At 70.0% G+C, this 18819-nt stretch carries 14 protein-coding genes and 1 tRNA gene; 5 read left to right on the top strand and 10 right to left on the bottom strand.

All coding sequences use genetic code 11. The features are described 5' to 3' along the window. Positions 1 to 73 precede the first annotated feature (73 nt). Genes ABTW65_RS27810 through ABTW65_RS27800 form a run of 3 tightly spaced genes read right to left on the bottom strand, consistent with a single transcriptional unit; the run spans position 74 to position 4830 of the window. A complete protein-coding gene (locus ABTW65_RS27810) occupies positions 74 to 1726 on the bottom strand; it encodes a YfjP family GTPase (protein WP_350666227.1) in 1653 nt (550 codons plus the stop codon). Positions 1727 to 1768: 42 nt separating this feature from the next. Further along, complete coding sequence (locus ABTW65_RS27805) at positions 1769 to 3667, bottom strand: ABC transporter (RefSeq protein ID WP_350666225.1); 1899 nt, start codon at positions 3665 to 3667, stop codon at positions 1769 to 1771. Further along, on the bottom strand, positions 3664 to 4830 hold the full coding sequence (locus ABTW65_RS27800; RefSeq protein WP_350666223.1) for a PrsW family intramembrane metalloprotease: 1167 nt from the start codon (positions 4828 to 4830) through the stop codon (positions 3664 to 3666). The genes ABTW65_RS27805 and ABTW65_RS27800 overlap by 4 nt, the downstream gene beginning before the upstream one ends. 124 nt (positions 4831 to 4954) lie before the next feature. Here ABTW65_RS27800 and ABTW65_RS27795 point away from each other — a divergent pair, with 124 nt between their 5' ends. Next, positions 4955 to 6379 (top strand): aminopeptidase P family protein, encoded by a 1425-nt coding sequence (locus ABTW65_RS27795; protein WP_350666221.1) that lies wholly within the window; start codon positions 4955 to 4957, stop codon positions 6377 to 6379. Between the two features lies 1 nt (position 6380). Then, a complete protein-coding gene (locus ABTW65_RS27790; RefSeq protein ID WP_350666219.1) occupies positions 6381 to 7268 on the top strand; it encodes an N-acetylmuramoyl-L-alanine amidase in 888 nt (295 codons plus the stop codon). A 19-nt stretch (positions 7269 to 7287) separates the two neighbouring features. On the opposite strand, the gene ABTW65_RS27785 is transcribed toward ABTW65_RS27790, so the two are convergent. Then, positions 7288 to 9084: a hypothetical protein gene (locus tag ABTW65_RS27785; protein ID WP_350666217.1), complete on the bottom strand. Its 1797-nt coding sequence runs from the start codon at positions 9082 to 9084 to the stop codon at positions 7288 to 7290. Between the two features lie 405 nt (positions 9085 to 9489). On the opposite strand from ABTW65_RS27785, the gene ABTW65_RS27780 reads away from it, so the two are divergent. Beyond that, a tRNA-Arg gene (locus ABTW65_RS27780) sits at positions 9490 to 9566 on the top strand. A 22-nt stretch (positions 9567 to 9588) separates the two neighbouring features. Here ABTW65_RS27780 and yczE read toward each other — a convergent pair. Further along, positions 9589 to 10227, bottom strand: a complete 639-nt coding sequence (gene yczE / locus ABTW65_RS27775) for a membrane protein YczE (RefSeq protein ID WP_350666215.1) — start codon at positions 10225 to 10227, stop codon at positions 9589 to 9591. Positions 10228 to 10290: 63 nt separating this feature from the next. Between yczE and yczR the strand changes: the two genes are divergently transcribed. Beyond that, on the top strand, positions 10291 to 11721 hold the full coding sequence (gene yczR / locus ABTW65_RS27770) for a MocR-like transcription factor YczR (protein ID WP_350666213.1): 1431 nt from the start codon (positions 10291 to 10293) through the stop codon (positions 11719 to 11721). A gap of 6 nt (positions 11722 to 11727) precedes the next feature. Here the strand turns inward: yczR and ABTW65_RS27765 are convergent, their stop codons facing one another. After that, positions 11728 to 12792 carry a DUF1152 domain-containing protein gene (locus ABTW65_RS27765; RefSeq protein ID WP_350666211.1) on the bottom strand — a complete coding sequence of 355 codons (1065 nt, stop codon included), beginning with the start codon at positions 12790 to 12792 and terminating at the stop codon, positions 11728 to 11730. A gap of 114 nt (positions 12793 to 12906) precedes the next feature. Between ABTW65_RS27765 and ABTW65_RS27760 the strand changes: the two genes are divergently transcribed. After that, a complete protein-coding gene (locus tag ABTW65_RS27760) occupies positions 12907 to 14532 on the top strand; it encodes a long-chain fatty acid--CoA ligase (RefSeq protein WP_350666209.1) in 1626 nt (541 codons plus the stop codon). Between the two features lie 10 nt (positions 14533 to 14542). Here ABTW65_RS27760 and ABTW65_RS27755 read toward each other — a convergent pair whose 3' ends face one another. The 4 genes from ABTW65_RS27755 to ABTW65_RS27740 all read right to left on the bottom strand — a co-directional run bounded on the left by ABTW65_RS27755 (position 14543) and on the right by ABTW65_RS27740 (position 18773). Then, the gene (locus ABTW65_RS27755; protein ID WP_350666207.1) at positions 14543 to 17269 is read right to left on the bottom strand and encodes an AfsR/SARP family transcriptional regulator; all 2727 of its coding nucleotides are present in this window, start codon (positions 17267 to 17269) and stop codon (positions 14543 to 14545) included. Positions 17270 to 17402: 133 nt separating this feature from the next. Continuing rightward, positions 17403 to 17987, bottom strand: coding sequence for a hypothetical protein (locus tag ABTW65_RS27750; protein ID WP_350666206.1), 585 nt, complete (start codon positions 17985 to 17987; stop codon positions 17403 to 17405). A gap of 129 nt (positions 17988 to 18116) precedes the next feature. Next, positions 18117 to 18383 (bottom strand): transcriptional regulator, encoded by a 267-nt coding sequence (locus tag ABTW65_RS27745; RefSeq protein ID WP_350666204.1) that lies wholly within the window; start codon positions 18381 to 18383, stop codon positions 18117 to 18119. A 9-nt stretch (positions 18384 to 18392) separates the two neighbouring features. After that, positions 18393 to 18773, bottom strand: coding sequence for an MmcQ/YjbR family DNA-binding protein (locus ABTW65_RS27740; RefSeq protein WP_350666202.1), 381 nt, complete (start codon positions 18771 to 18773; stop codon positions 18393 to 18395). Between the last annotated feature and the right edge of the window lie 46 nt (positions 18774 to 18819).

Raw genomic sequence — 18819 nt, 5'->3', positions numbered from 1 at the left:
GGCGGCGTACGTCCGCCTGTGGACAACCCCGGATCGAACCGTCCCTGTGGACAGTGATCGGCCCGCCGACCGGTCAGCGCAGCGCCTTGGCCACCCCGTGCCGCAGGGCCGTGTAGGCCGCCAGCTCGGTCTCGATCGGGTCGACGACGAGCTCACGTGAGACGTCGGCGACCGCCGTACGCAGCCGCGCGTCGGCCGCGCGCGCCCGACGTCGAGCGGTGGTGATCACCAGCAGATGACACACGGCCCACAGCACCAGCCCCAGCCCGACGCCCCCGATGAACAGGACGTACGGCAGCTCGACCCCGGCGACAGAAGGCGTCACGTCGCCGACCTGAGCGGCTCCGGAGAGAAGCAGCGCGACCGACCACACCAACCCGACGGTGGCGAGGATGATGAGGAGCCACTGGAGCGCCTTGACCAGCCCGGTCCACAGCGGCAGCCGCTCGGCGTTCAGGTCGACTCCGCCGACCGAGGCGTCGAGCCGGTCGGCGAGGTCACCCATCCGCGAGACCGATGCCCGCCGGATCGCGTCGCGCCACGGCGAGGCGAGCCCCGCGCCGGCCTCGTCGGCCAGCTGACGTACCTCGGTGTCGACCCGCGCGCGCTCGACGGCGGTCGTCTGCGGGAGCGAGGTCCGGGCGCGCCCAGCCAGCTGGGTCGCCTCCTCCCCCAGCGCCAGGTGAAGCCGCTTCAAGGGATCCGGCTTCAGCCGGGAGACCCATGAGACCAGCGGCCAGCCCGTGGCCGCACGGGCCCGGGTGCGTACGGATCGCTCGACGGCGTCCACCACGGTCGGCACCCCGGCGGCCTCGGAGATGGCGTCCTCGAGGGCCTCCACCCGGGGCTTGGCCAGGGAGCGCGGCTTGGCGTCGCCGGACGCCTTGGCGAGCTTCACGGCAGCGGTCTTGATGTCGGCGGAGAGCCGGGACTTGTTGGCCCGCTTCGCCGCGGCCCGCTGGGCGATCTCGGTCTTGAGCTGCGGGATCCCCCAGCCGAGCTTGGCCGAGACCGGGATCACCGGGACGTTGCGCAGCCCGTCCTGGTCGAGCAGGCGGCGTACGTCACCCAGCATCGACTCACGACGGTCCTCGGGAACGCGGTCGATGTGGTTGAGCACCACGACCATGATCTCGGAGTGGGTGCGGAGCGGCTGCAGGTAGCGGTCGTGGATGGCCGCGTCGGCGTACTTCTGCGGGTCGAGCACCCACACCAGCATGTCGGCGAGCTCGACCAGTCGGTCGACCTCGAGATGGTGGGAGACCTCGGTGGAGTCGTGGTCGGGCAGGTCGAGCAGCACCACGCCGTCGAGCTCGTGCCCCTCACGGCGAGTGTCGAGCATCGAGTCGCGGGTGGTCTGGTGACGCTCGGGGATGCCGAGCCACTCGAGCAGCTCCTGAGCGCCCTCCGAACCCCACACGCAGGCGGTCGCCCACGACGTGGTCGGCCGGCGGACCCCGACGGCGGAGAGCTCCAGCCCGGTCAGGGCGTTGAACGTGGACGACTTGCCCGAGCCGGTCGCCCCCGCGACCCCGACGACCGTGTGGTCGGCGGAGAGCTTGAGGCGTCCCTGAGCCTTGTTGACCACGGAGCGCGCGTCTTCGACGAGTCCGTCGTCGAGGCGCCCGGTCGCCGCCACGGTCGCAGCGGTCAGTCCGTCCAGCCGATCACCGAGGTCTCCACCTCGGCTGACCAGGTTCTTCGCACCTTCGAGCAGACCGCTCAAGGATCCCCCTTCCCTTCCTGAAATGTCTCAGTCTGACAAGTCTCAGCCATCACCGCGCTGGCTGGCGAAACGTGCGTCGCCGACCTTTCGCGCGGCGTGCCGCAGTCGCTCCGGTGCACCGTGGTCGATCTGCAGCGCGTCGACCTGACCCGTGTAGCGCGCACGCTCCTCGTCGACGAGGCCCACGATGCGTACCTCCAGCGACTTGCGCGCCTTGGACGCGAGCCCGCGCACGGCCTGGTCGCCGAAGACCGCCTCCAGCAGCTTCTGGCCGAGCAGGAGCGTGCCGCCGGCGATGCCCACCTCGGCACCGACGAGCGCTCCACCGGTCGAGGCGAAGACCACCACCATCAGCGCGACGCCGAGGCCGTTGACCCCGTAGGAGAGGAACTTCGCGGTCGTACGTTTGTCCTGACCCTCGCTGCGCACCATGTCGAGCACGTCCTGTTGCCAGTCGCGCACCGCACGCTCAGCCTTGGGCCGCAGCGCACGTGAGGCTCGGCCGAGGTCGGCGGGGCCGGTGGCGAGCAGCCCGCGCCCGGCGGGACTCATCTGCCAGGCCGCTTCGGCCCTCTCGGCAGCCGCCTCGCACTGCTCCAGGATCAGCATCTCCAGCCCGCCCTGCACGGCCTCGGTCACCCGTTCGGCCTGCTGCGGCTTGCCCTTGAGCGAGCCGAGGATCTTGTCGCGGAGCATTCCCACCCGCGTCTCGAGCGCCTTGAGGATCTCCCCGGTGCCGACGAACTCCTGCCAGCGCGCGAGCACCTCGCCACGCAGCAGCGTCCCGTCGGCGGTCGCCGCCATGATCGACTTGAGCGCTTCGTCGTAGGCCATGTCCGCATCGGTACGCAGCCGCTGCGCGGCCTCTCCCTGACCGTCCGCGGTGTCGGCGATCGGGTGGACCTCCAGGGTCAGCGCCCGCACTGCACCGTCGAGGGTCTGGGTGACGACCTGGTGTCGCGCGGTGGCGTCGTCGGCGAGCATGTCGAGCCAGGCACGTACCTCGGCGACGTGCTCGGCCGGCAGCAGTCCGTGCTCGGAGACCTCGCCCTCGTGGACGATGAAGAGCGGTGAGTCCTTGAGCCCGCGCGAGGCGAGCATCCGGGCCAGGTGGCCGGCGACGGTCTGAACGGCCTCGGTCGGAGTGCGGTCGAGCACCACGGCCACAGCGGTGGAGCGGTTGGCAGCGAGCTGAAGGAACTCCCAGGGCACCTGGTCGGCGTAGCGCGCGGCCGAGGTGACGAAGATCCACAGGTCGGCCGCGGCGAGGAGCTCGGCCGCGAGGACCCGGTTGGCCTCCTCGACGGAGTCGACGTCGGGCGCGTCCAGGATCGCCAGGCCGGGGTGGATCCGGTCGCTGGCGACCAGCTGCAGCGCGCCGGGGTCGTTGGTCGGGTGGTGGACCCGCTCCAGCTCGGGAAGCAGGCGGTCCTGGCCGAACCAGCGGCCGTCCTCGGGGTTGTGCACCAGGACCGGCGAACGGGTCGTCGGCCGCAACAGCCCCGGCGTGGTCACCTTGGTGCCGACCAGCGAGTTGACCAGCGTCGACTTGCCGGCACCCGTCGAGCCGCCGACGACCGCGAGGAGCGGCGCGTCGATGGTCATCATCCGCGGGATGACGTAGTCCTCGAGCTGCTCGACCATGTTCTGCCTGGCGGCCCGCTGCTCGTCGGCTTCGGGCAGGTCCAGCGGCAGGGTGACCTCGGTCAGCGCCTGGTGGAGCTGGATCAGCGAGGTCACCATCCGGTTGCTCTCGCCGCCGGACGCCTCGATCTCGGCCCGGACGGCCTCGAACTCGGTGGTCGGCTTCTCCGCGAGCATCCCCGCCGTCAGCGCCTCATAGGCCGGCCGGGGCTCCGGAGCAGCCTCCGTAGCAGCCTCTGGAGCCGTCTCCGGGGCAGGCTTCGCAGCGGTGTCGTCGTGGTCGTGTTCTTCACTCATCCGATCATCACCTGCCCGCTCGGGAACGCGATGTGTGGACGTACCTCACTGATGCGGTCAACGTATGCCCTCCCCCGGGCGGCGAAGTCTGGCGGCGGGTTGCCGCGCAGGAATCGCCAGTGCAAGTATCCGAGCTCGATGGCAGCCTGCTGGTATTCACGCATGGCCGCAACCCCCTGAGCTCCTCCGTGGGTCGACGCGAACTTCCGCGCCTGCTCCCGGCGCCGCAGATCGACCACCCAGCCGATGTCGGTATAAGGAATCAGCCCGCGTTGGGCGGCGTCGGTCAGCGACCGGGTCAGCACGATGCGCTCGGACTTTCGCCGCCACACCGCGAAAACCACCAGCGAGACGAACGCGGGCACCATCACCACGACGTACGCCAGCAGGAACCCGGCCCCGTCATAGAGCAGTGTCGAGCCGTTCCAGGTGGCGTGGGCGAGCACCGCGATGGCGTAGCCCAGCAGCGGCGCCACGACCTTCAGCCAGCGCTTGCGCGTCACCACCGCGACACCGATGCCGATGCCGATGCCGGCGGTGAAGAAGGGGTGGGCGAACGGGCTGAACAGGCAGCGCATCACGAAGACGGCGGTGAACTCACCGATGTGTCCTGTCGAGCTGTCGCCCATGCCGGGCGTGCCGTTGTAGGTGCCGCCCAGGTAGAGGATGTTCTCGGTGAAGGCGAAGCCGATGCCGACCATGCCGGCGTAGACGATCCCGTCGAGCACCCCGTCGAGGAGGTGGCGGCGCCAGACCAGCAGCACGAGGAGGAACAGCCCCTTGGCCGCCTCCTCGGTGACCGGAGCCACGATCGCGAGCTGGGTCGGCTCGCTCCACCCGGCGAGCAGCGCCCCCACGCTCTGCACGATCAGCGCGGCGGCAACGGCGACGAAGGCGCCCCACCCCAGGCCGAGCGCCAGCAGCGACTTCGGCTCGGGCTCGTAGCGGTCCAGCCACAGGAAGGCATAGACCAGCGGCACCACCGGGATGGCCGCGAAGAGCACTCCCAGGATCGCGCCGGTCGGCGCAAGATGGTCGTTGACGACGCTGGTGCTCAGCAGAACGATGCCGAGCACCGGCAGCGAGGTCAGCACGACAAGCACGCCCACCACGATGGTGAACGTGCGGTTGCTTCTCGTCGGATCCTTCGGGATCGCCCCCATGCGCGCCAGACTATCGGGCGTGCGGACCGCACGCGCGACCAGACACCGATCGAGACGTCCTCGCGACCCGCGTGGCCTGGGAACTCGCGAGCGTTGTGGATCCGGCGCGGCGTACGATTCCGGTATGACGGACAAAGGCGCCCCCACCCCTGCAGAAGACCACACCGAGAGCCACGACCAGACGGTTCCGGAGGCTTGGTCCAAGTTCATGAGGGAGGGCTGGGACGACCGCGAGGTCGAGGTTCCCGAGCATCCGGTCACGCCGTGGGCGGCCGCGCGCAGGGAGCGGCTCTCGGGCATCTTCCCGGGTGAGCGCCTGGTCGTGCCGGCTGGCACCTACAAGGTCCGCGCCAATGACACCGACTACCGCTTCCGCGCCGACACCGCGCACGTGCACCTGACCGGCAACCAGACCTCCGACGCCGTCGTCGTGATCGAGCCCGACGGCAGCTCGGTCCTGTACGCCCGCCCGCGCAGCGGTCGCGACACCGACGAGTTCTTCCGCGACCGTCAGTACGGAGCGCTCTGGGCCGGGGCGCGCCCCTCGGCCCGTGAGCTCTCCGACTCGCTCGGCATCGAGGTACGCCACGTCGACCAGCTCGAGTCGGATCTCTCCGGCAACACCCCGACCCGAGTACTCCGCGGGGTCTCTGCCGACGTCGACAAGCTGGTCGCCCCCGCCGAGGCCTCCCGCGACGAGGAGTTCGCCAAGGCACTCTCCGAGCTGCGCCTGGTCAAGGACGAGTGGGAGCTCGGCGAGCTCAAGGAGGCCTGCGACATCACCGTGCGCGGCTTCACCGACGCGGTGCGCGAGTGGGATCAGGTGCTGAAGCACGGCGAGCGCTGGATCGAGGGCACCTTCTTCCGCCGCGCCCGTGCGGAGGGCAATGACCTCGGCTACGACTCGATCGTCGGCGGTGGCTCCCACGCCACCACGCTGCACTGGATCGACAACGACGGGCCGATCGTCCCCGGTGAGCTGGTGCTGCTCGACATGGGCGTCGAGGGCCACAACCTCTACACCGCCGACATCACCCGCACCCTTCCCATCTCCGGGACGTTCACGCCGCTGCAGCGCAACCTCTACGAGCTCGTCTACAAGGCCCAGCAGGCCGGCATCGAGGCGATCCGCCCGGGCGTGACCTTCCGGGCGGGCCACTTCGCCGCTATGGAGATCCTCGCCCACGGCCTCGACGACCTCGGTCTGCTGCCGGTCTCGGTCGACGAGGCGCTCTCCGAGGACAACAAGACCTACTCCCGCTGGACCCTCCACGGCGTCTCCCACATGCTCGGCCTCGACGTCCACGACTGCGCCTCCGCGTCGAAAGAGACCTACATCGAGGGACCGCTGCAGGAGGGCATGGTCCTCACCGTCGAGCCTGGCCTCTACTTCCAGAAGGAGGACAAGCTCGTCCCCGAGGAGCTCCGCGGCATCGGCATCCGCATCGAGGACGACATCGTCGTCACCAAGGACGGCTCCGTGAACCTCTCCGCCGGCCTGCCGCGTACGGCCGACGACGTCGAGGCGTGGATGGGTCATTATCTGTGAGGTGAATGCTGACCGCGGTAACTCAGTCGAGTCGCGCTTCCCTCGTGGAGTTCCACGAGGGAAGTGGCTGCTCACCGAGGTACCTCGGTCGGCGATCGCCGTGGCCGGCTGCCTCGCCCTCGCCTCGGCGCTGATGGCGTGCAGTCCAGGACGTACGCCACGACAGCAACCCGCCACGTCGCCATCAGCGACGGCGTCCCCGTCCACCTCCGCCTCGAGCGGATCGGACGACATCTTCGCGGGAGCCGTGGTCGGGATCGACCCGGGCCACAACGGCGGCAACGCGGGCGCGCCCGAGGTGATCAACAAGCCCGTCTGGAACGGGCGCTCGCAGAGCCCGTGCAACACGACGGGCACCGCGACCGACGACGGCTACCCGGAGACCGACTTCACCTGGGCCGTGGCCACGAAGCTCGCGGCCGATCTGCGCGAGTCGGGCGCGAAGGTGGTCATGACCCGGGACAGCAACGACGGGGTCGGGCCGTGCATCGACGAGCGCGCGAAGATCATCAACGACGCGAAGGCCGACGTCGCGATCGACATCCATGCCGACGGGGCAGCCGCGTCCGAGCGGGGCTACTCGCTGCTGATCCCCGTGCCCTCGGGCACCAACGACGAGGTCGTCGAGCCCTCGCGACGCTACGCCCAGCTGCTCCGCACCGAGATGCGGAAGACGGGGATGCCGCTGGCCTCCTACCTCGGGCAGGGCGGGTTCGTGGAGCGCGACGACCTGGCCGGCCTCAACCTCACCACGGTGCCGCAGGTGCTGCTCGAGACGGGCAACATGCGCAACGCCGAGGACGCGCGCCTGCTGAAGTCCGACCGGTTCCAGGCGCGGACGGCCGCCGCCATCAAACGGGCGATGGCGGCGTACCTCCGCTCACGCTGAGGCTCGACCCCAGATCAGCTCAGAGCTTCGTCCACTCGACGGGCTCGAGGTTGTACTCCTCCGCGATCGGCCCCCATGCCTTGGCGGCCGCCTTCTTCGGGTCGTGGCTGGCCAGGCTGAGCGTGGTCGCCTTCTCCAGCTTGCCCTTGCCACCGACGCACTCGCCCTCGGCGTTGACCTTGCGCTTCTCGCCCCAGGCCGCGAAGGCCAGGTCAGCGTTCTGCGAGGTCATCCACGCGGACTCGAGGTTCTTGACGAGCTTCCGCGACCCCGGCAGGACGGCGGTGTCGATCTTGGCGACCTCCGCCGCCAGCTTCTCGCGGGAGGCCGCGGCGTCCTGGAAGGTCTGGATCGCCTCGTCGATGTTCTCGCAGGCCTTGAGGTCGGCCTGAGCGGCACCGATGGCCGCCTTGTCCTTGGCCGAGGTCTTGATGAGGTCGTCGATCTTCTTGGCTTCGGCCGCGGCACCGCCCTCGGCCGTGGTGGCGCCCGTGGCGGAGCCGGTATCGGCGTTGGCGTCGTCGCCGTTGCTGTTGATCAGGCCGATGACGAAGGCGATGATCGCGACGACGACGGCCAGCGCGAGGACGATCAGGCCCCAACGCTTCAGGTCGAGACCACCAGGTCCCTTGCCCTGACCACCCTGACCGCGCTGCGGCTCGTAGCGGGCGTCATAGCCGTTCCCGTACGGGTCGTAGCCCTGCGGCGCCATCGGCGGCGGCGCCGGGGTGTTGGGCCCACCGCCGACCGGCGGCTGCCCCACGAGGGTGGCGTCGGTGTAGGGGTTCTGGCCGTAGGGGTCACCGTACGGCTGGCCGAACTCCTCCTGGGACCGGTCCTGCGGCTGTCCGAAGGACTGCTCGTAGCCCTGGTCGTACGGCTGGTCGTAGGGCTGGCCATAGGGCTGGTCGTAGCCCGGGGACCACTGGGCCTGGTCCGGCTCCAGCTGCGGCGCGAGCGGGGCGTAGGCAGGATCGCCGTACGCCGGGGCCTGCTGACCCTGGTCGGGCTGGCCGTCGTCGTAGCGCGACTCGGACGCCGGGGCGTCGAACTGCGGCTGCGGCGGCGCGAACTGCTCGAACTCGTCACGCGGGCGGGTGCCCCCGCCGGTCTCCTCGTCGACGGCGTCGAACCGGGGGCTCATCGCGACTTGGGTCTCGTCGGGACGGATCGGCTCGGGCTGGCGTCGCTCGACCGGCGGCATCGCCTCGTGGGTCGCCTCGTAGGTCGCCTCGGGAACCGGGCCCCCGAACTGCGGCGCGGGCTCGACGAAGGTCGGGTGCTCCGCACTCTGGTGGTACGCCGCGGCCGGACGCTCGGGCAGCGGAGGCGCAGCCATCGGCTCCGGGGTCTGCGGCGCCTGCGGTTCCGGCATCTGCGGGGCGGGCGCAGGTGCGGGCGCGGGCGGCTCGGGCGCGCGCTCCTGTACCGGCGGCCGCGTCGGCAGATCCGGGAGCGGCGTCGGTGCGGCCTCCTGTGCCGGCGGCTCAGGGGCCGGCGCCGGCTCCGGGGTCCGCTCGGGCTCTTCCTCGGCCTTCTTGCGCTTAGGCAGGAAGAGCGACTGCGACTGAGAGGCGAGCTCCGGCTCGAACTTCGGCGTACGCGCCGCCAGCCCGAACAGGCCACCGTCGGAACCTGCCGGCGGCGGCGCCATGCCACCACCGAAGGCCGGCTGCTCACCGCTGGGCGCGGTCATGCTCAGCTGGGGCGCCATCGAGGCTCCCGGCGTACGCCTGACCTGCTCGAGCGGCAACGGGGCCGGCTCCGTGTCGGCCTCGGGCGCGGGCGTAGCTGCTTCCTGCCCACGCCTCGGCAACGACAGACCACCCTGCTCAGGATCGGCACCCCGCTGCGGCAGTCGCGGGGGTGCGACCGGCTCCGGTGCACCCTGCGACGGCGGCTGATGAGCGCTTCTGACGGGGGTCCCACAACCTGTGCAGAAGCGCATACCGGTGACGGCTGCACCGCACGAGGTGCACATGGACTCCATAGTCATGTCCGGGGACCTTACCGATGATCGTGCCCAGTCTCGAACCCTCGTGGTCCGCCAATCGGACACACAGGTCGACAGTGTGGGGACAGTGCACCCAAATACCCCCCACACCTTGGTAACACTCCGGCCAGCGTTTCGGATTCCGATGCACACAGGGGATACGGGCACCGGTAAGATCGTGCGCGGCCTGCGCAAACCCCCTTCCAGCGGGGTGCTCACTCGGGCCACGCCTCCGTAGCTCAGCTGGATAGAGCATCGGCCTTCTAATCCGACGGTCACAGGTTCGAATCCTGTCGGGGGCGCCACAGGAATTTTGTGTGGGTTAAATCATGCACTCGCGCGTGTTTCGGCGGCGACCGCCTCGGCGGCCACCCGCCCGGCGTACATCGTCCGGAAGAACGGCAGGGTGCGGTGCACCATCGGACCGATGAGCAGCGCCTCCGCAACGGTGCCGATGCCGACCATTCCGCCGAGGAGCCAGCCGATCGCCAGGACGGTGATCTCGACGCCGGCGCGGCAGAGCCAGACCGGGGCGCCGGTCCGCTCGTGCAGGCCGGTCATCAGGCCGTCGCGCGGGCCAGGACCGAGGCCGGGCGCGATGTAGATCCCGGTCGCCGCGGCCAGCAGGAGCAAGCCGCCGGTGAAGAGCGCGATCTGAGCCATCAGCTCCGTCGGCTGCGGAATCAGCCAGAGGCCGATCTCCGCCGAGGTACCGACGAGCAGGACGTTGAGCACGGTGCCGACGCCGGGCCGCTGTCGCAGCGGGATCCAGACCAGCAGGACGACGAGCCCGATCAGGTTGGTCATCATCCCGAAGGAGATCCCGGTGATCTCGACGAGTCCAGATGCCAGCGTGTTCCAGGGCGCCAGGCCCAGCGAGGCCTGCACGAGCATGGCGACTGCGATGCCGTAGAGGAAGAGTCCAGTTATCAACCAGGAGAGCGACTTCAGAGAGAGATCCTTCACGATCGCAAAGCCAATCACGGGTCCAATCGAAGGTAAAGAAGCCAATCGCGGTAAGGTGGCCTCATGCCTCGCGGAAGAATTGGTGCCACTGCGCTCGCTGGCCTGCTCGGTCAGTGGCAAGGGGAAGGCCCGGCGTACGAGAACCTCGCCGAACGGATCCAGCTGCTGCTGATCGACGGACGGCTCTCCGCCGACGTACGTCTCCCCTCCGAGCGCGAGCTCTCCGAGCGGCTGACGCTGAGCCGCACCACGATCACCGCCGCCTACCGGCGCCTGCGCGAGCACGGCTACGCGCTGAGCGTCCAGGGGTCGGGTACGACGACGAAGCTCCCGCCGACCGCACCCGACTCGTTCACCGAGGGCGGCGAGATCGACCTGGTCAGGGCCACTCTGCCGGCCACCCGGCGGCTCCCGGAGGCCGCCGTCGAGGCGACCCGGCGGCTGGCCGACCACATGACCGGCCCCGGCTACACGCTGTGGGGCATCGAGGAGCTCCGCGCCGAGATCGCGGCGCGCTACACCGATCGCGGTCTGCCGACCGATCCCGACCAGATCATGGTGACCACTGGCGGCCAGAGCGCGATCGCCCTGCTCGCCCGCACCGTGATCAGCCGCGGCGACCGGGCCTACGCCGAGAGCCCGTCCTACCCCAATGCGTACGACGCCCTGAGCCTCGCCGGAGCCCGGATCATCACGAGCCCGGTGACCACCGACGCCGGCTGGGACATGCCCGCGATGGAGGCGGCCATCGCCCGGACCACCCCCGTGATGGCGTACGTCATGCCCGACTTCCACAACCCGACGTCTCGCTCGATGTCGACCGAGGACCGGCTCCGGCTGCTGCACGCCGCGGCGAAGGTCGACACCCTCCTCGTGGCCGACGACACCACCGCCGAGCTGAACATCGACCGCCCTCACACCTACCCGCCACTGGCCGCGATGGCCGGCGAGCACGGAGCCCGCGTCGTCCACATCGGCTCGGCGAGCAAGATGCTGTGGGGCGGGCTGCGGGTCGGCTGGATCCGCGCCGACCCCGTGCTGCTGACCCAGATCGCTAGCGGACGCTCCGCCACCGACCTCGGCACCCCGATCTGGGAGCAGCTGGTCACCACGATCCTGTTCCGGCATCTGCCCGAGATCCTGCGCGAGCGAGCCGACCAGCTCGCCGCCGGCCGCGCGGCGCTCTACCACGCGATGCGCGAGCACCTTCCCGACTGGGAGCTGCCGCCGCGTATCGACGGCGGTCTCTCCGCCTGGGTCGGCCTGCCCGCGCCGGTCAGCTCGCAGCTCACCCTCGCCGCCAGGCCCCACGGGCTGCTCGTCACCGCCGGGCCGCGGTTCGGGGTCGATGGCGCCTACGAGCGTCATCTGCGGCTGGCGATCACGCCGCGGCCCGAGCTCGTCCGACGCGGAGTCGAGATCCTCGCCGAGGTCTGGCCGCGTGCCGCCTCCACGCCCGCCCTGGCTCTCACCACGTCCGAGGCCGTCGTCTGAGCGGTCTCAGCCTCGGGCGAGGGCTTCCAGGGCCCACAGCCCGAGCCCGTCGAAGCGTGCCGTCTCGTAGCTGGGTACGTCCCCGCTCGTCGCCTCCAGGAGCCGGCGGGTGGTGATGTGTGAAGCCCCGCGGGCGAGGCTCGCGTTCGCGATGTCGGCAGCGGTCACGGTCCGCGACGGGATCTCGCGACGCTCCCGCGCCCGTCGCCGCTCGTAGTCGAGCTCGTCGACGGTGATCCCGCGGATGATCGTCTCGGCGCTCCCCAGGGAGCGGGTGTTGATCAGCGCCTCGGCGAGCGGGAAGGCGTACGTCTCGACGACATCGAGGCGCCACACGGTGGCACTCATCTCGCTCACCGGGACCGGCGTCTGTCCTCGTCTCATCTCCACGGCGCCTCGAAGCCCGCGCGCGGCGGCCGCAGCCAGCGTCGTCGCCTCGGTGGGGTGCCAGGCGAGCGAGTCGCTGACCCTGGCCACATCCGCGGTTCCCAGCGTTCCCGCATGACGGGCACCGAGCCCGCCGAGGATGGCGATCACCTGCTCTCCGGGGATCTCCCCGTCCACACCGGGACCGACGACGGCGAGCCGCACCGGCAGTTCGCTGCGCAACGCCGCGGCCAGCGTCAACGAGTCGGCCAACGGGCTCAGCAGCCCGGGCTCGTCGCCCCGCCCGACCACGTCGCCGCCGACATCGACGACAGTGAGCGAGTCGGCGCCGAGGGCTCGGGCGAGATGCTGGAGCTGCTGGGCCAGCCCGACGGCACCATCCGCGAGGTCGTGCAGGAAGAGGCGCGCTTCGACGTCTCCGGCAAGCCGCGGCAGGACGGACCGGCCCGGAGGAAGGGTGTCGGTCGTGGTCGATATCTCCGCCCGGACACCATCGACCAGGCGTAGTCCGACGAAGTCGCCCCGCGAGCGCGGTCCCGGCACCGGGTCGATGCGAAGCCGTTCCCAGGCGCAGGTGGACACGAGCACGTCGCCGTCGTCCATATCGGGCTCGAGGACCCGGCGCGCCAGAAGCACGCCGAGCGCATCACCCCCACCACCGGCCGCGACGAAGAGAGTGCTCACGCAGTCGATTCTGACCGCTGCGCATCCGGCGCGCCACAGGTCAACCGCATCGCCTGGCAAGAAGTTCGCGCGAACTCGTTGTGACCCACGCCACGTTGGGTCACGATGTGCAGCATGCAAGGACTGATCCAGGACGCACCGCTGACCATCGACACGATCATCCGGCGCGCCGAGCGCGTCTTCCCGACGCGGGAGATCGTCACCAAGACCGCCACAGGTCTGGAGCGCAACACGTTCAAGGACCTGGCCGTGGAGGTACGCAAGCAGGCCACCGTCCTCGACCGGCTCGGCATCTCCGAGGACGGCCGGGTGGCGAGCTTCGCGTGGAACACCCTGCGCCACCTCGCGCTCTACTACTCCGTGCCCTGCACGGGCCGGGTGCTGCACACCGGCAACATCCGCTACTTCCCCGAGCAGCTCGTCTACACCTTCAACCACGCCGAGGACGAGGCCGTCTTCGTGGACCGGTCGCTGCTCGGTCTGCTGGCTCCGCTTCTCCCCCAGCTGACCACGCTCAAGCACGTCGTCGTGATGGACGACGGGGCGCCGACCCCGCTCCCCGACGACCCGCGGGTCGTCTCCTACGAGGAGCTCATGGCCGACGCCGAGGAGGCGATGATCGAGGGCCGGGTCACCGACGAGCGCACCGCCGCCGGGATCTGCTACACCTCCGGCACCACCGGCAACCCGAAGGGCGTCGTCTACACCCACCGATCGCAGTACCTGCACGCGCTGGCCTCTCTGGCCGGCACCCTCTTCGGCACCAACGACCGCGACCGCGTACTGCCGGTGGTGCCGTTCTTCCACGCCAACGGCTGGGGCTTCGCCCACTCCTCGCTGCTGGCCGGCGCCAACCTGATCCTGCCCGGCCCCGACCTCTCTCCCGCCGGCATCGTCAAGCTCCTCGAGGCCGAGAAGGTGACGATCGCGGCCGGCGTACCCACGATCTGGATGGGCATGGTCCCGCTGCTGAAGGACGCCGACCTCTCCTCGCTGCGCGTGGTCATCTGCGGCGGCTCCGCGGTACCGAAGTCGCTCTCCGAGGCCTGGCGCGAGGCGATCGGCCTGCCGATCACCCAGGCCTGGGGCATGACCGAGATGTCGCCGCTCGGCAGCGTGTACAACGAGCGGGCCGAGATCACCGGCCTCTCCGAGGAGGAGAAGGCCGACTACCGTACGTCCCCTGGCATCCCGGCCGTCGGCGTCGAGCTCCGCATCGTGGAGCCCGGGACGACCGACGAGCTCCCCTGGGACGGCGAGACGACCGGCGAGCTCGAGTGCCGCGGCCCGTGGATCGCGTCGGGCTACTACAAGGTCGATGCGCCGACCTCCTTCTCCCCCGACGGTTGGCTGCGCACCGGTGACATCGCGGCGATCGACCCGCTGGGCTACGTACGCATCGTCGACCGCACCAAGGACCTGGTGAAGTCCGGTGGCGAGTGGATCTCGACCGTCGCGATCGAGAACCTCATCATGGGCCACCCGAGCATCGCTGAGGCCGCCGTCGTGGCGGTCGCGCACCCGAAGTGGGGCGAGCGGCCGCTGGCGTTCGCGGTGGTCAAGGACGGCGAGTCGGTGACTAAGGAGGAGCTGCTCGGCTACCTGGCCGACAACCTGGGCAAGTGGCAGGTGCCCGACGACGTGGTCTTCATCGACGAGGTGCCCAAGACCTCGGTCGGGAAGTTCTCCAAGAAGACCCTGCGCGAGGAGTACGCCGACTACAAGCTGCCCACGGCATAGCCGAAGGCGGTCACCCCAGCTGCGCGAGGATCGAGGCAGACTCGACCCTCGCGCAGCGGGCGTCCTCGTCCTTGCCGAGGGCCGCGCGGGCTTCGGCCAGATGGCCGAGCGCGTCGGCCAGACCGGGCAGGTCACCGGCGGCACGGAGCTTGGTCACCGCCTCCTCGAAGTGACCGGCTGCCTCGTCGACGGAGCCGAGCTGCTGGTGGATCCAGCCGATGGTGGCGATGACGTTGCCCTCGCTGCGATAGCCGGGCGCGACCCAGCGCAGCTCCTCGAGCGCCGCCTCGCAGTGGCGGAGCCCGGCCTCGTACGCACCGTCGAGGGCCTCGTAGAGACCCAGCCGCCCGGTCGTCCAGGCCGCCCGGATCGGATCGCCCGCGCGAGCGAAGACCTCCGCCGCCCGAGCCGCGTACGCAGCAGCCCCGGCGTGATCGCCGGAAGCCGTGGCCACGGTGGCCAGCCGGTGCAGGGTCTTTCCCTCCCCGACCAGGTCGGCGGACTCCATGGCCAGGTCGAGAGCCCGGCCGAGGTGCTCGAGAGCGTCCTCGACCCGCCCCAGACGCCCGCAGGCCGCCCCGGCGGCGCGATGCATGACGCCTAGCCCGGCCGGGTCGCCGCCCTGAGAGACGCTGCGGCGCACACCCGGGAGCGCGGCCTCGGCCAGCGCGGCGAGCTCGATCCAGCGTCCCTGGAGGTCGAGCAGGCGCTCGAGGGCACCGACGAGCAGCACGATCCGATCGGGTGCGATCCCGCGGGCGACGGCGACGTCGATCACCCGGGAGATCACCGGCAGCTGGCTGCCGATCCAGGCCAGCGCTTCGACGCTGTCGCCGACGACCTCGGGGGTGACCCCCTCGAGCATCGGCTCCAGCGCATCGAGATGGCGCTGGTGTGGGTCGTAGGCGCTGTGCACCGCCCGAGCGCTGAAGACATAGTGGTCGATCATCCGCAGCTCGGCGGCCTCACGGACCTCGTCGGACTCGTGGGTGGCGAGGTCGGCGGCGTACTCCCGGAGCAGGTCGTGCAGCACGAACCGGCCGGGCGCGACCTCGGTCAGCAGATTGGCCTCGGTGAGATCGTCGAGCAGGCGACGGGCCCGCACGCGGGAGATCCCGGCCAGGCTGGCTGCGGCCAGGACGGTGAGCGTCGGCCCGGGATGCAGGCCGATCAGCCGGAACAGCTCGGCCGCCGCATCGGGCAGGTGCTGGACCGACCACGAGAAGGTCGCCCGGAGGTCACCCCGCCCGCCGCCGAACCCGTCCAGACGGGACTCGCCGAGCTCGTCGGCCAGGTCGGCGAGGGAGTAGGCCGGCCGGATCGCCGCCCGGGCGGCCACGACCGAAAGCGTCAGTGGCAGCGAGGCGCACAGCTCGATGATCCGTTCCACGGCCTCCGGCTCGGCCAGGAGCCGGTCCTTGCCGAGCCGCCCGGCCAGCAGCTCATAGGCCTCGGCGTCGTCGAGCAGGCCCAGCTCCATCGGTCTCGCACCGGCCTCCGCGACCAGGCCGGAGAGCCTGTTTCGGCTGGTCACCAGGGTCACGCACCCCGGGCTGCCGGGGATCAGGCTGCGTACCTGCTCGCTGTCGCGGGCGTTGTCGAGCACGAGCAGCACCCGCTTGCCGGCGAGCTTGCTGCGCAGCAACCCGGCCCGGCCGTCGATGTCCTGGGGCTGGCGGGAGCGCTCCACCCCGAACGCCTCGAGCACCACGCCGAGCGCATCCAGCGGATCGAGGGCGTCGCACGGGTCGAAGCCGCGCAGGTTCACGAACACCTGTCCGTCGGGGAAGCGGGGAGCGGTCCGGTGCGCCCAGTAGAGCGCCAGCGTCGTCTTGCCGATCCCCGCCGTGCCCGCGATCGCTGAGATCACGACGGCCCCGCCATCGTCCTTGGCCACCAACTCGTCCAGCATCGTCAGATGGTCCTCGCGGCCGGCGAAGGCGGAGACGACCGGCGGCAGCTGGCGCGGCACGATCTCCTCGTACGTCCGTGCCGGCGCGGGCTCGGGATCGTCTCCCTCGAGGATCCGCAGCTGCAGGTCGCGTACGTCCTTGGACGGCTCGACCCCGAGCTCCTCGCGGAGGACGCGGAAGAGACGCTGGTAGGCGTCCAGGGCCTCGGCCGTACGGCCGGAATGCCACAGAGCCGTCATCAGCAGCAGCCACAGGCCCTCCCGGAGCGGGTTGGCCCGGACGACCGGTCCCAGATCCCCCACCACCGCGGCCTGCCGGCCGAGCGCCAGGTCAGCGGCGGCCCGGGACTCGACGGCGACCAGACGCAGCTCCTCGAGCCGGGCGGCCTCGGTCGCGATCATCGACGACTCACCGACCGCGCCGTACGCACCGCCGGTCCACAGCGCCAGCGCAGCATCGAAGAGCATGCTGGCGCGCTCGTGATCTCCGGCCTCGGTCGAGGCACGGCCCTGTTCGACCAGGTCCTCGAAACGGACTTGGTCGATGTCCGCACCGACCAGCGCATAGCCGTTCGCCCGGCTCTGCAGGTGGCGGCGATCCTCGCCGAGCGCCCGGCGCAGGTCACGGACGCGCTGGTGAAGAAGGTTCACCCCCGTTGCCGGGGGTGAACCTCTCCACAGCTCATCGACCAGTAGGTCTGAGGAGACCGGCGCCCCACGCGCGGAGGCCAACAGGGCGAGCAGAGTCCGCCGCGTACGCGACAGCTTCTGCACCGTGCCGTCGTCACAAACGAGCTCGACGGCACCTAGGACCCGGACCCGCACCACACCTCCAATTGACCACGCAGCATTACGTCCGAGAAGACACATCGTCTCATCACCACCGAGATGGTGACGCGTAATGCCGCCAGAAGGTTGCTTGGAGGCTGGTGCTGAATCCAGATTTAAAGGTTCTGGTTTACGGAACCCGCCACAGGCCGCTCTCGCCGCCCTTGTCGATCTGGAACCCGACCTGCTTGATGTTCACCCCGACCGGAACGACGAACGGCACCAGGGCCGTGCGCTGGTCCCGCGGCTGCAGCCCGAACGGGTTCGGGAACACCTCGCCGCCGTCGACCGTCACCGTGCTGGGCTGGCTCTTGTACTTCTTGCCCGAGGCATCGATGACCGTCGTGCCGGTGGCCGGAGTGTCGTTGAAGACCCTCGACCCGGCGTTGATCACCTGGATCTCGACGGCCATCACACGCGACCCCGGCGGGGTCGGGGTGCCGTCTGTGAACGACGTCTCGAAGACGTCCTGCACGATCACCCTCAACAGGATTCCGGGTGCCTCGCCCTTGATGGTGCCCTCAGCCGTCAACCCGAGCTGCTGGTTCTGCTGGATCCTCTCGGTGCTGTCGACGGTGATCACCTTCTTCTCCATCGCGGGGTTCTCAGCGTGGTTGTTGCTGTAGAACCCGTAGTCGATGGAACTGTCCGAACCGCAGCCGACCCCGGCCGCCGCGACGGCTCCCCCGAGGATCAGCATGGCCAAACGACGCACACGCACTCCTTATGAAATTTGTTGCCATGGAGAGGAAACTGTTCCTCTTGATTTACCAAGGCAACATGCCGGAGTCCAAGCGGTCGGCCTAGGGTCTAAAGTCCCAATCTGGGCTGCAACTCTTCGCAGTTATTTCCACAGCACGAGGTAGTAGACGAGCACCGGAATCACGGGCGCCACGAGAAACCAGGGCGTGACCAGCGGAAGCTTGTTGATCAGGCGTACGCCGGCCACGGCACCCGCTCCCAGCAGCACCGAGATCACGAAAAGACCCTCGCGCGCGCCACCCTTGTCGGCGCCAGTCGCGCCGAGCGCGGCCATCGCCAGGGAGTGCAGCATCACGACGGAGCAGAGCAGTGAGGAAGCGACGTACCTCTTGACCTGCTCGACATGCACGAGCGGACCCTACTCCGTCGTCACGGCCGGACGCTCGACGAGAGCGGCCAGCTTGGCCGGAGCCTGGATGCAGTAGGAGTCGGTCAGCAGCTCGGCGACCTCGTCCCAGTCGGTGCCGTCGTCGAGGATCATCCCGACGACGTTGCCACCCCAGCCCGCCTTGAAATAGGGGTGGCCGAGGTGCTCGAAGGCCACCACCTCATCGGGCTCACCCCGGAAGACGATCCGGAAGAGCTGGTCCTCGCCGCCGAAGACATGTGCGATCGTCGCCTGGCCGACCCGCCAGCGCACCCCCACCCAGGCGTCGTCCTCGAGACACTTCGGGAACGCGGTGAGGATCTCCCTCAGCCGCGCCACCATCGCCTCGGGGACATCAGGACGCTCAGCCATGCTCCCGATCCTGCCAGGCACCACCGACAGCGTTAATTGCTATACA

The sequence above is a fragment of the Nocardioides sp. NPDC127503 genome, assembly GCF_040302165.1.
GTDB lineage: Bacteria > Actinomycetota > Actinomycetes > Propionibacteriales > Nocardioidaceae > Nocardioides.
This window is presented reverse-complemented; position numbering and strand designations above follow the sequence as displayed.